We start from the raw sequence: 13,232 nt of genomic DNA on the forward strand, positions 1-13,232 counted from the left end.
GCCGCGCCGCCGCGCCGCCGCGCCTGGTCGAGCGCGCGCCGCGGCCTCCCAGGGGGCGCGACTCCGCTCCTCGTCGGCCTGTTGCACAACGCGACACCCGCGGCTGCTGGCGGAAAACACGCTCCCAGGCGCGCCGCGCGGCCGCGCGCCTCCTGCGCGACTGGCATGCGAGCTGCCTGCCGGCCGGTCGCGCAGATGAGCACCACAACGACGGAGTCCGCCGCTGCGAACCGGAGCATCCCTGTCGACTGGAACGCCCTCGCGAACGCCTTCGACAACAATGCTCGGCACATCCGCTATTTCCTTCACCTCGAGACAGGCGCGGTGATCCGGCTGGTCGACGGGCTCGCCGACCCGGACACGCGCGCGCGCATCGAGGCGGATCCGGGCTGCGTGCGCGTCGACGCCATCGGCGCGCCGGAGCAGTACCGATGGCTGCAGGCGTTCATCCCGACGGTCGACGACCTCGAGCTCCAGCTGCTGCTCCTGCAGTGCCTCCAGGGGCGGGGATCGTTTCGGCGGTTCAAGGCCGCGCTCGCTGGCAGGCCCGAGCAGCTCCGACGCTGGCGCGTCTTCCGGCTCGCGCAGATCCGTGCCACCATCCTCGCGTGGTTTCACACCCGCGGCCTGATACCGGCTTCGTTCGAGCATGCGTGGCCCAGCGAAAGCGCTGAGCCGAGGGGATCTCGCGCCGCCGACTCGGCTCGCCAGCGGCTCGACGCGGCGGCGAGCGCCCTCGCGCCCGGCGATCTCCACGCGCTCACGTCGCTCGCGGAGTTCCTGCGCGCGACGCGCTCCGGCCTGCCGATTCCCGCGGTTTCATCGAGGGGCGACGCAGAGCGCCCCGGTGGCCTGGGCCCGTGACAGCGGGCCATGGAGACGCGATCATGAACGATATCGACGATAAACGAGATGTGACGAGCCGCCCGAGCCCCCGTCGCTGGCTCGTCGCGCGGCGAGCCACGGGCCTCGGGCCCTGGGTCGCTGGCGCCGTGCTCGCGGCGATGGCCCTGGGCCCGATCGCCTGCGGCGGCGTCACCACGTTCGAAGGAGGGAAGGCGCTCGCCGTCGTGGGCCGGCCGCCCGCGCCGCCCCCGCCGCCTCCGCCGCCCCCGCCGGAGCGCGTGGTCGTGACGGACGACAAGATCGTCATCAACGAGAAGATCCAGTTCGAGTACGACCAGGCGACGATCCGGACGGAGTCCCACAGCTTGCTGGACGAGGTCGTCGGCACGATCAAGAAGCACACGCACATCAAGAAGATCGCCATCGAGGGCCACGCGAGCGCCGAGGGGTCGGAGGATCACAACCTGAAGCTCTCGGACCGCCGCGCCAAAGCCGTGATGAAGTACCTCGTCGACCACGGGATCGCCGCCGGCATGCTCACCGCCAAGGGCTTCGGCAAATCGAAGCCCATCGCGGACAACGACACGCCCGAGGGGCGCGAGAAGAACCGCCGCGTCGAGTTCAACATCGTCGAGCAGGACACCGCGGAGAAGACCGCGGACGCCGCGAAATGAAGGCCGGTCCGAAGCCGCCCGCGAGCGGCGCTCCCCGCAAGGAGGCGAGCATGAAGCAGTGGTTGTCGGGTCTCACCATGATGGTTCTGGCGATCGCGTCCGCGGGCTGCTCCTTCGCAGTGCGGAACGCCGAGATGTACCGAGACGATACGGCCGCGCTGCTCGAGACGAGGCGCGACGAGATCAGCGCGTGTTACGACGCGGAGCTCGCGCGGAACCCCCGCGCGCAGGGCAAGGTCACCGTCGCTTTCACGGTGCTCGAGGACAGCGGCCGCATCACGGAGGTCGCCGTCGACCCCGCCGGCACCACCGCGTCGGACGATGTGGCGAGCTGCGTCGTGAAGTCGATCGACGGGCTCGTCCTCACCCCGCCGGACGAGAGGCAAGGAAAGGGGAAGTTCGTCTGGGAGTTCACCGTCGGGGCTCCGAAGGCGTAGCTCCGCCGCGCCGGCGGAGCCCGGCAGCGCCGCCGCGCTCCGCCGCGCCGTCCTCCTTGTGCCCGGCGGCCACGCCCCCTATCCTGCCGCCGTGCGGCACGCGCGCACGGCGCTCGCGGCCGCTCGCTGCTCGCGCCGCGGGGCGGCTCATCGGGCTCCCGCCAGACAGGCTCTCTGGAGAGCTCGCGATCCCTCCGACACCCTACAGCGATGAGCGCCCGCACCCCCAAGAAAGCCCCTCCGCCTCCCCCCCTCGCCGGCGCGACGGATGACCTCACCGACGGCGACCGCGACGCCCTCCTGCGCTGGCGGCTCGCGCTCGGGCCGGAGGCAGAGCGCGTCGATCCTCGGCTCTCCCTCGGGGGGCTCGGCGGCGGGGCATCCGCTCTTCACGTCGACCCGCGGCGGCTCGGCGACCTCGACAAGGCCCTCTCGTTCATCTACGACGAGCGCGCCGGCAACCTCGGCGGCTCGCGGCCGTACGTCCCCGAGTGGCTCTCCGCGGTGCGCGAGTTCTTCAGCCACGACATCGTCGCGCTCGTCCAGAAGGACGCCATCGAGAAACGAGGGCTGACGCAGCTCCTCTTCGAGCCCGAGACGCTGCCCTTCCTCGAGAAGAACGTCGAGCTCGTCGCCACCCTCATGAGCGCGAAGGGCCTCATCCCCGACGCCGCCCGGGAGACCGCCCGGCAGATCGTGCGCGAGGTCGTCGAGGAGGTGCGCCGCGCGCTGGAGTCCGAGATCCGCACCGCCGTCCTCGGCGCCCTGCGGCGGAACACGACGAGCCCGCTCCGCGTCCTCAGGAACCTCGACTGGAAGCGCACCATCCGCAGGAACCTCAGAGGATGGGACGCGGAGCGGCGCCGCCTCGTCCCGGACAAGCTCTACTTCTGGGCGAACCAGACGCGGAGACACGAGTGGGACGTCGCGATCCTCGTCGACCAGTCGGGCTCCATGGGCGAGAGCGTCGTCTACAGCTCCATCATGGCCGCGATCTTCGCGTCCCTCGACGTCCTCCGCACTCGGCTCCTCTTCTTCGACACCGAGGTCGTCGACGTGACTCCGATGCTCGTCGATCCGGTCGACGTGCTGTTCACGGCGCAGCTCGGCGGCGGCACCGACATCAACCGCGCCGTGGCCTACGCCCAGGCGAACTTCATCGAGCGCCCCGAGAAGACGCTGTTCATCCTGATCACCGACCTGTTCGAGGGCGGCAACGCCGAGGAGCTCCTCGCCCGCATGCGCCAGCTCGCCGACAGCAAGGTGAAGTCGATCTGCCTGCTCGCGCTGTCCGACAGCGGCAAACCCTCGTACGACCACGACATGGCGCAGAAGCTCGCCGCCCTCGGGACCCCGTGCTTCGGCTGCACCCCGAAGCTCCTCGTCAAGGTGGTAGAGCGGCTCATGCGAGGTCAGGACCTCGGCCCGCTGCTCGACGCCGAGGCGCGCTGAGCGCCCGGCGGGGGCACAAAGACGACGGAGGCACAGAGGACACAGAGGTTCTTTTCCTTCCTCTGCGTCGTCTGTGCCTCCGTGGCCACCCGCGCCGCTGATCCGAAGCCAACCGGCGCGGGCGCGAACACCGCCGGCGCCAGCGGGGGCGTCCGCGACGCCCCGCGCCGGCCCTGTCACCGCGCGCGGCGGGTCGCCTTCGCCGAGCGCTCGTCCGTCCGACGGGCGGCGGCGCGCTTCCGGGACGTGGCGCCCCGGGCAGCGGTCGCAGAGACCCGCCGACGGGCCCCGGCAGCCCGAACCACCTCTTCGAGAGAGGGTGTCTTGACCAGGAGGGGACCCGCGCTGTCCACGGCGCTGATCGAGGGGCCAACTAGGCTGATAGAAAGTTTCACTTGAACTACCGATATGTTTGGCGGACTGATCACGTCGCTCAGCGAGGGCTCATCACCTATAAACCGTTTTGATCTTTTACGCAGCGTCGCAGTGCGAAGATCACGAGCCCTGAGCGCCCGTCCGGACGTGAACTTGTCCACCCGGGAGATCCGCTCGCCTTCCGCCTCTCACGGCGGATGCACGCAGGCACCACGGAGGCACGAAGGCACGGGTCTGGGTTCGCTCCGTGCCTCCGTGTCTCCGTGGTGATCGGCGAGGGACTGCCCCCGGGTGTCGCACCGGGCGCTCTGTCACGAGCTTGTTGCACGATGCAGGCCAACGATGGCCGGATGCCGGCATCGCCGCTTTTCCCAGGGGGGCCGTGAGGCGTCTTTCACGGTTGAAACCACCGGTTGCAACGGTGGCGCAGCGCGACCGCATCCCTGCCTCCGCGGGCGCCAGGTGAGCTCGGAGAGCGCCTCTCAGCCGGCGGGACCGGTCAACGGCGATCCAGGGCGCTCGCCCAGGGGCCCGGACGGACCAGCCGCTCGGGGCGGGAGCGGCAACGCCACCTGGAACCTCGCCCCCATGCCCGGGGCGCTCTCCACCTGGATGCTGCCGCCGTGGGCCCTCAGGATCTGGTCCACGATGTACAGCCCGACGCCCAGCCCGCCATACGAGCTGGTGGGCGCCGCCCGCTCGAAGCGCCCGAAGATCCGGGCGATGTACTCCTGAGCGATCCCGATGCCCTGATCTGCCACCTGGAGCACCGCGGACCGCCCATCCACCGAGATGCGCACCTGGATCGGCTTGCCCCGCCCGTATTTGATGGCGTTCACGAGCAGGTTGGTGATCACCTGATCGATGCGCAGGCGGTCCCACCGGCCGACCGCGGTCACCGGCATGTCCAGGTCGAGCGTACAGCCGGCCCGCTCCAGCTCGGCCTCGAGGCGGCCCGCCACGTCGCGCGCCACGTCGCACAGATCCACGTCGTCGAGGCTGAGCTCGAGGTGGCCGCTGTTGATGCGCGCCACGTCGAGCAGCGTGTCGATGAGCCGCGTGAGCCGGTCGATCTGCCCGCCGGCCTGGGAGAGCTTCGCCAGCACCTGCTCCGCCGGCAGCCCGCCGTCCGCGCGGTGGAGGGCGCGGGTGAGGCCCTGGACCTGGAGCACCAGCGCGCTGAGCGGCGTCCTCAGCTCGTGCGAGGCGACCGCCACGAAATCCTCGCGGATCTGCACGGCTTCGCGCGTCATCCGCAGCAGCCGGGCGTTCTCGAGGCAGAGCGCCGCGCGCTGCGCGATGTCGAGGGCGACCGCGAAATCGGGCGGCTCGAAGCGCTCGCCCGGCTCGACCCACACCATGCTGAGCGCGCCGAGCACCTCGCCGCGCGTGACGAGCGGCACACACAGGTAGCTGCTGGCGCCGATCTCCTGGATCACGGCGGGATCGTCGACGTCGAGCGCCACGGCGACGTCGCGCGGAGCGCACTCGACGCGCAGGTCGGGGCGGCCGGTCGTGAGCACCGCGCCGACGCCGTCCGCGGTCAAGGCGAGCTCCCGCGGGCCGAACCGCGCCATGAACCGCGCCGCGTCGCGGGCCCTGTGCGCGGCCGCGAGCCGGCGCGCGCCGCCCTCCTCGCGCAGGTCGAGCACGCACCAGGTGCAGACGCGCTCCGCGGAGATGCGCACGAGCGCCGCCGTGACGCTGTCCTCGTCGAGCGACGCCGAGAACGAGCTCGACGCCTCCGCGAGGATCTCCGAGCGGCGCACCGCGGCCTCGGCCTCGGCGCGGGCCGCCCGCTCGCGCGTCAGGAGGTGCAGGCGCTCCTGCTCGTGGCGCTTGCTGTCGTCGATGTCCGTGAAGCTGCCGAGCCAGGCGACCACCCGCTTCCAGACGTCCCGCTCCGGGACCGCCCGGCACAGATGCCAGCGGTAAACGCCGTGAATCGACCTGAGGCGACACTCGCCCTGAAAGGGCTCACCCGACTCCAGGCAGCGCCGCCACTTGCTGACGAACTGGTTCAGATCGTTCGGGTGCACAGCGGCCTGCCAGCCCCAGCCGCGGAGCGCCTCGAACGCGAGCCCCGTGTACTCCAGCCAGCGCGAGCTCACGTAATCGATGCCGCCGTCGAGCTTCGCCGTGAAGACGCACTGCGGGATGGCGTCGGCCAGGTTCTGGTACCTCGCCTGCGCGGCGCGCCGGAGGTCCTCGACCTCGGCGTCGCGCCGCCGCTGCTCGGCCTGGCGCAGGAGCTCCGCCTGCTCCTTGATCTGCTCGCCGCGCCGGTGGAGCTCGACGAACACGGCGACCTTCGCCTGGACGACCTCCGGCTCGAGCGGCTTCAGGAGGTAGTCGACGCCGCCCACCGCGTACGCCCTGTAAATGGCCGCGAGATCGTCCGTCGCCGCCGTCAGGAAGATGATCGGCGTGTGGCGCGACCGCTCCCGCTGCTTCACGAGCGAGGCGACCTCGAAGCCGTCGATGTCGGGCAGCCGCACGTCGAGCAGGATGACGGCGAAATCCTCGGACAGGATCCTGAGGAGCGCGTCCTTCCCGCTCGCGGCGGTCACGAGCCGGTAGCTCTCGTCGGCAAGGATCGCCCGGAGCGCCGTCAGGTTCTCCGGCTGATCGTCGACAAGGAGAATGCTGGTCGTCGCGGGCGGGGTGGACACGGTACGGCTCCGCGGCTCAATCCGGCCGCACCCAGTGCAGGATGGTCGACATCAGCCGCCCCTCGTCCACCGGCTTGGCCACGAAATCGTTCAGGCCGGCGTCCAGGCACTTCTGTCGATCTTCCGGCATCGCCTTGGCCGTCACCGCGATGATCGGCAGCTCGTTGAAGCGAGGATCGCTCCGGATCTCCCGCGTCGCCTCGTAGCCGTCGAGCTCGGGCATCATGATGTCCATGAGGACGACATCGATGGACGAATCGGCCTCGCGCAAGATCTCGATACCGTGCCTCGCGTTCTCGGCCAGGACCACGTGCGCCCCGCGCCGCTCGAGAAGGCTCGTGATGGCGAAGACGTTGCGCGCGTCGTCGTCGATGACGAGCACGCTGCGCCCGGCGAGCGCGACCGAGGAGGCGCCGTTCGTGAGGAGCGGCGCGACCGGCTCGGGCAGCTCGGCGCGCGCCGGCCTCGTCGCCTTCGGCTCCGTCCGCTCCGCCGGCAGGTACAGGGTGAACTTGCTGCCGAGCCCGGGCGTGCTGTTCAGCGAGATCTCCCCGCCGAGCAGGCTGGCCAGCTCCCGGCTGATCGTCAGGCCGAGCCCCGTGCCGCCGTAGGTGCGGCTGGTCGACGCGTCCGCCTGCTGGAACGCGTCGAAGATGAGCGTCTGCTTCTCTGTCGGGATGCCGATCCCCGTGTCCGTGACGGCGAACGCCAGGACGGTCTTCGCCTTGATGAGCGTCTCCCGCTTGAACGTGAGCCCCTTGCCGGCCACCTCGATCTCGAGCGAGATCCGCCCGGACGACGTGAACTTGAACGCGTTGGACAGCAGGTTCTTCAGGATCTGCTGGAGCCGCTGCAGATCCGTCATGATCCCCGCGGGGACGCCGGTCGCGACCCGGACCCAGAACTCGAGCTCCTTCTGCTCGGCGATCTGCCGGAAGCTCCGCTCGACGTACTCGGCCAGCTCGGAGAGCAGCACCCGCTGGGTCTTCACGTCGATCTTGCCGGCCTCGATCTTCGAGAGATCGAGGATCTCGTTGATGAGCTGCAGGAGGTCCTGCCCCGCCGCGGCGATCGTCCTCGCGTACTCGACCTGCTTCGGCGTGAGCGTGTGCTCCTCGTTGTCCGCGAGGATCCTGGCGAGGATGAGCAGGCTGTTCAGCGGGGTGCGCAGCTCGTGCGACATGTTCGCGAGGAACTCGGACTTGTACTTCGAGGTGCGCGACAGCTCCCTCGCCTTCTCCTCCAGGGAGGCGCTGGCGCGCGCGATCTCGCGGTTCTTGATCTCGAGCTCCGACGCCTTCTCCTCCAGCTCCTGCGAGCGCGAGCCGAGCTCGGTGTTCGACCTCTGGAGCTCCTGGAGCAGCTCCTCCGTCCTCATGCTGGCGCCGATCATGTTGAACACGACGCCGATCGACTGCGTGAGCTGCTCGAGGAACGTGAGGTGGATGGGCGTGAAGTTCTGGAAGCTCGCCAGCTCGATGACCGCCTTGAGGCCGCCCTCGAAGAGCACCGGCAGGACGCAGATGTTGCGCGGCGGCGCGTCGCCGAGGCCCGAGCTCACCCGGATGTAGTCGTCCGGGAGATCCGTGACGACGATGCTCTTCTTCTCCAGGCCGCACTGCCCGACGAGCCCCTCGCCCAGCGCGAACCGGTTGGAGATGCCCTTGCGCTTCTGGAACGCGTAGCTCGACGTGAGCTTGAGCGCCGGGTACTTCTCCTCGGACTCGAGCACGTAGAAGGCCCCGTGCTGCGCCGACACGAGCGGCGTCACCTCGGACATGATGAGGCGAGAGAGCGCCTCGATCGTCCGCTGCCCGGCCATCATCCCGGAGAAGCGCGCCAGGTTCGTCTTCAGCCAGTCCTGCTCCTGGTTGGCGCGCGTCGTGTCCCGCAGGTTCGAGATCATCTGGTTGATGTTGTCCTTCAGCTGGAGGACCTCGCCCTGCGCCTCGACCGAGATGGCCCGCGTGAGGTCGCCCTTCGTCACGGCGGTGGCGACCTCGGCGATGGCGCGCACCTGCGTGGTGAGGTTGCCCGCGAGCTGGTTCACGTTGTCGGTGAGGTCCCTCCACGTGCCGGCCGCGCCGGGCACCTTGGCCTGGCCGCCGAGCTTGCCCTCGATGCCGACCTCGCGCGCGACCGTGGTCACCTGCTCGGCGAACACGCGGAGCGTGTAGGTCATGTCGTTGATGGTGTCCGCCAGCGACGCGATCTCGCCCTTGGCCTCCAGGGCGAGCTTCTGGCGGAGATCGCCGTTCGCGACCGCGGTCACGACCTTGGCGATGCCGCGCACCTGCGAGGTGAGGTTCGAGGCCATGACGTTGACGTTCTCCGTCAGGTCCTTCCACGTGCCGGAGACCCCGGGCACCTGCGCCTGGCCGCCGAGCTTGCCCTCGGTGCCTACCTCGCGCGCCACGCGCGTCACCTCCGCGGCGAACGCGCGCAGCTGATCGACCATCTTGTTGATGGTGTCCTTCAGCTCGAGGATCTCCCCCTTCGCCTCGACCGTGATCTTCTGGGACAGGTCCCCGCTCGCGACCGCCTTCGTGACGAGGGCGATGTTGCGCACCTGGTTCGTCAGGTTGCCCGCGAGCTGGTTCACGTTGTCGGTGAGGTCCTTCCACGTGCCGGCGACGCCCGGCACCTGCGCCTGGCCGCCGAGCTTGCCGTCCGTGCCTACCTCGCGCGCCACGCGCGTCACCTCCGCGGCGAACGCGCGCAGCTGATCGACCATCTTGTTGATGGTGTCCTTCAGCTCGAGGATCTCCCCCTTCGCCTCGACCGCGATCTTCTGGGACAGGTCGCCGCTCGCGACCGCCTTCGTGACGAGGGCGATGTTGCGCACCTGGTTCGTCAGGTTGCCCGCGAGGACATTCACGTTGTCGGTGAGGTCCTTCCACGTCCCGCTGACGCCGCGCACCTCCGCCTGCGCGCCCAGCTTGCCCTCCGTGCCTACCTCGCGCGCCACGCGCGTCACCTCCGACGCGAACGCGCGCAGCTGCTCCACCATCTTGTTGATGGTGTCCTTCAGCTCGAGGATCTCCCCCTTCGCCTCGGCGGTGATCTTCTGAGAGAGATCGCCCTTGGCGACGGCCGTCGTGACGAGGGCGATGTTGCGCACCTGGTTCGTCAGGTTGCCCGCGAGCTGGTTCACGTTGTCGGTGAGGTCCTTCCACGTGCCGGCGACGCCCGGCACCTGCGCCTGGCCGCCGAGCTTGCCGTCCGTGCCGACCTCACGCGCGACGCGCGTCACCTCCGCGGCGAACGTCCGGAGCTGCTCCACCATCTTGTTGATGGTGTTCTTCAGCTCGAGGATCTCCCCCTTCGCCTCGACCGTGATCTGCTTCGACAGGTCGCCGTTCGCCACCGCCGTCGTCACGACCGCGATGTTGCGCACCTGGTTCGTCAGGTTGCCCGCGAGGACATTCACGTTGTCCGTGAGGTCCTTCCACGTCCCGCTGACGCCGCGCACCTCCGCCTGCGCGCCCAGCTTGCCCTCCGTGCCTACCTCGCGCGCCACGCGCGTCACCTCCGACGCGAACGCGCGCAGCTGCTCCACCATCTTGTTGATGGTGTTCTTCAGCTCGAGGATCTCCCCCTTCGCCTCGACCGTGATCTGCTTCGACAGGTCGCCGTTCGCCACCGCCGTCGTCACGACCGCGATGTTGCGCACCTGGTTCGTCAGGTTGCCCGCGAGGACATTCACGTTGTCCGTGAGGTCCTTCCACGTCCCGCTGACGCCGCGCACCTCCGCCTGCGCGCCCAGCTTGCCCTCCGTGCCTACCTCGCGCGCCACGCGCGTCACCTCCGACGCGAACGCGCGCAGCTGCTCCACCATCTTGTTGATGGTGTTCTTCAGCTCGAGGATCTCCCCCTTCGCCTCGACCGTGATCTGCTTCGACAGGTCGCCGTTCGCCACCGCCGTCGTCACGACCGCGATGTTGCGCACCTGGTTCGTCAGGTTGCCCGCGAGGACATTCACGTTGTCCGTGAGGTCCTTCCACGTCCCGCTGACGCCCTGCACCTCGGCCTGCGCGCCGAGCTTGCCCTCGGTGCCTACCTCGCGCGCCACGCGCGTGATCTCCGAGCCGACGGTCTGCAGCTGCTGGACGACGTCGTTCACCTCATCGGCGATCTGACCGATGGTCCCAGGCACCTCGCCGATGCCGACGCGCGCGGAGAAGTTGCCGGCCTTCACCGCCTTGAGCACCTCCAGCACCGCCTGGAGCTGCATCTCCCGCACATCCGGGTGGCTCCCGTTGGCGCCGCGCTTGCGGGGCGGCGGCTTCTTCTTGCTCGCTCCGCTCCCGTGCTTGTCCTTCGAGGTCGCCGCGATGTTGTTCGATTGCATGACCACCTTCCCGGCGACGATAGCGCGCCTGGAGTGCTAGTTCCCGTTTCAGGTGTCCGGGCCTCGTCGACGCAGGGGAGCGCGGCGTCACGAGACCCTGGAGTACCGCCGTTTCACGATTTACCGCGGCGCAAGACCTCCGCGACTTGCCGCTGGAGACGAGCATGCTCGATATCGCGGGCGCGGCGCTCGAGCGCGCGTCGCATGCGAGAGCTTAGCTCATCGGAGCGGAAAGGTTTGGAGAGGTAGTCGGAGGCGCCGACGCGGAGGGCGCGGATCCCGGTCTCGACGGAGCCGAACGCGGTGATCGCGATGATCGCCAGCGACGGGTCGTGCTCCTTGGCCCGCGCGATCAGCTCGATGCCATCCATCCCCGGCATGCGGATGTCGGTGATCAGCAGGTCGAAGTCCCCCGACGGCAGCAGATCGAGGCCCGACATCGCATCGGCCACGTGCGTCGCCTGATAGCCGTGGTCTGTGGCGATGTCAACGACGAACCTGCCGAGATCATCGTCGTCTTCGACAACCAATACGCTCGGTGAGCTCACACTCATGCTTGCTGCCCTTCCTCTCTACCCCCTCTATTCGACTCCGAGCTCGCCTCTGAGCTCGCTTCCACGCTCGCCGGTGAACCGGACACGATCACGGGTAGCGCGACACGGAAACGCGCCCCGCCTGTCGACGAGGCGACGGCCTCCACCGAGCCGCCGGCTTCCTCGACGATCCCACGGACGATCGCGAGCCCGAGCCCGCTCCCGGCCGCCTTCGTCGTGAAGAACGGGTCGAAGATCCGGCGCAGATCCTCGCCGGGGATCCCCGGCCCCGCGTCGGCGACCTCGAAGCACGCGACGGCAGAGCCCGCTGGACCATCACACTCGGGCAGGACGCGCACCTCGAGCTCGCCGCCGCGGCACTGGGCCTCGACGGCGTTCAAGCACAGATTGAACACGACCTGAAACAGACGATCGGAGTCGAGGGCGACGCGCGCCCTCGCGGCGCCCTCGCACACGACGATCGGCTCGATGCCGCGCCTCCTGCACTCGGGGCCCACGAAGGCGACCACATCGTCGATGACGCGCCTGAGATCGCTGTCCGCCTGCTGCTGTCTCGGCGGCCGAGCGAGGGAGACGAGGCGAGAGACGACGCGCGTGATCCGCTCGGATTGACGCGCGATGGTCTCCAGCTCGACGCGCAGGTGCTCCGGGCAGCCGGGCAGGTCGGCCGCGCGGCGCGCGCGGCCATGGATCACGTTCAGCGGAGATCCGATCTCGTGGCCGAGCGAGGTCGCCACCTGCCCCGCGGCGGCGAGCGCCTGCGCCTGCTGCAGCTTGCGCTCCCCGTCCACCCGCGCCGCCTGCTCCCGCACGGCGCGCTCCCGCGCCTCGCGGAGAGAGCAGGTCATCGTGTTGAAGGCGCTCGCCAGGCGAGAGAGCTCCTCCGCGCCGCGCTCGGGCACGGCCGCGTCGAGATCGCCGCTCGCGACGCGCTCGGCCCCGGCGAGGATGGCCCGCGCCGGGAGCGCGACCGTGAAGCGCCCGACGAGCCCGGCGACGACCGCGCTGATCAGCAGCAGCACGGCGCCGGTGACCGCGAGGCCGTTATTCAACGTGCTCTCCAGCACCTCGACGTAGTGACGATCGCGCACCAGGACGGCGACCAGGGGCTGATTGGCGCGGCTCGGCCGGATGGCGACCGTGCGGAGCAGCACGGATTGCTCGGTCAGGCTGGCGGCCTCCTCGATGTCGCCGCCCTCACGGAACGCCCGGTGCGCGAGCTGCTCGAGGCGCGCCGCTTCGCGCTCGACTCCCTTCGTGATGAAGATCGCCTCGCCTTCCCTGGTGAACGCGGCGATGCCAAGGATGCGCTCGGCGCTCGCGAAGTCCTCTGCCCTCCGCCGGACGAGCGCGACGTCCTTGCGCTCCAGCGCGCTCTCCACGAACGCCTGAAGCAGTGTGGCGTAGTTGCGGAGCTCCGCCGTCGCCTCCTCCCGCAGGACCTGCTTGCGGTGCGCCGACGCGAAGATGCCATACAGCAGGAGGGCCATCGCGATCGGGAGGACGAGAGACAACCAGAACTGGTGCGCGAGCCTCATCCCCCCCGGTCGGCGCTGGTGTTGCAGTACCATACGGCGATCCACCGCGACCCCCAGGGGACGCCCACGCGTTAACACTCCGCGTCACCGCGGGGTGCGTCTCCATATTTGGCGAGCTCATCCGCGTCGACCGGCTCGTCGCCGCGTACCTTCGTACGCCGCGCTCGCCTGCCTAACGGCTGAGCTCGTATCCCACGAATCTGCACCCCGCTTTGACAGCCACCGAGATGCGAAGCCCTCGAATTACATCACCATTCCACCTGAGCGGCAAGCGCAACCTCGAGCTCGACAGAGGCGCTCCTCTCGTTACTTCGCCGCTACCTCGCCGCTACC

Annotated in this window: 8 protein-coding genes; 4 read left to right on the forward strand and 4 right to left on the reverse strand. The window is 69.5% G+C overall.

Annotated elements, in window-relative coordinates; genetic code table 11:
- The first annotated feature begins 195 nt into the window (after nt 1–195).
- The 4 genes from WMF22_RS42650 (at nt 196) to WMF22_RS42665 (ending at nt 3,409) form a co-directional block, all read left to right on the forward strand.
- Nucleotides 196–864, forward strand: a complete 669-nt coding sequence (locus WMF22_RS42650) for a UPF0158 family protein (RefSeq protein ID WP_437295663.1) — start codon at nt 196–198, stop codon at nt 862–864.
- 23 nt (nt 865–887) lie between these two features.
- Complete coding sequence (locus WMF22_RS42655; RefSeq protein WP_437295664.1) at nt 888–1,520, forward strand: OmpA family protein; 633 nt, start codon at nt 888–890, stop codon at nt 1,518–1,520.
- Nucleotides 1,521–1,570: 50 nt separating this feature from the next.
- Entirely contained in the window at nt 1,571–1,957 is a 387-nt protein-coding gene (locus tag WMF22_RS42660) for an AgmX/PglI C-terminal domain-containing protein (protein ID WP_437295665.1), read from the forward strand.
- Between the two features lie 210 nt (nt 1,958–2,167).
- The gene (locus tag WMF22_RS42665; RefSeq protein ID WP_438033455.1) at nt 2,168–3,409 is read left to right on the forward strand and encodes a VWA domain-containing protein; all 1,242 of its coding nucleotides are present in this window, start codon (nt 2,168–2,170) and stop codon (nt 3,407–3,409) included.
- Nucleotides 3,410–4,266: 857 nt separating this feature from the next.
- Here the strand turns inward: WMF22_RS42665 and WMF22_RS42670 are convergent.
- The 4 genes from WMF22_RS42670 to WMF22_RS42685 form a co-directional block, all read right to left on the reverse strand.
- Complete coding sequence (locus WMF22_RS42670) at nt 4,267–6,456, reverse strand: ATP-binding protein (RefSeq protein ID WP_438033456.1); 2,190 nt, start codon at nt 6,454–6,456, stop codon at nt 4,267–4,269.
- Nucleotides 6,457–6,472: 16 nt separating this feature from the next.
- Nucleotides 6,473–10,807 carry a HAMP domain-containing protein gene (locus WMF22_RS42675; protein ID WP_438033457.1) on the reverse strand — a complete coding sequence of 1,445 codons (4,335 nt, stop codon included), beginning with the start codon at nt 10,805–10,807 and terminating at the stop codon, nt 6,473–6,475.
- 113 nt (nt 10,808–10,920) lie between these two features.
- The gene (locus tag WMF22_RS42680) at nt 10,921–11,361 is read right to left on the reverse strand and encodes a response regulator (RefSeq protein WP_437295668.1); all 441 of its coding nucleotides are present in this window, start codon (nt 11,359–11,361) and stop codon (nt 10,921–10,923) included.
- A complete protein-coding gene (locus WMF22_RS42685; protein ID WP_438033458.1) occupies nt 11,358–12,932 on the reverse strand; it encodes an ATP-binding protein in 1,575 nt (524 codons plus the stop codon). The genes WMF22_RS42680 and WMF22_RS42685 overlap by 4 nt, the downstream gene beginning before the upstream one ends.
- Nucleotides 12,933–13,232: the final 300 nt, after the last annotated feature.

This window comes from Sorangium sp. So ce204, from assembly GCF_051526795.1.
Classification (GTDB): domain Bacteria; phylum Myxococcota_A; class Polyangia; order Polyangiales; family Polyangiaceae; genus Sorangium; species Sorangium cellulosum_B.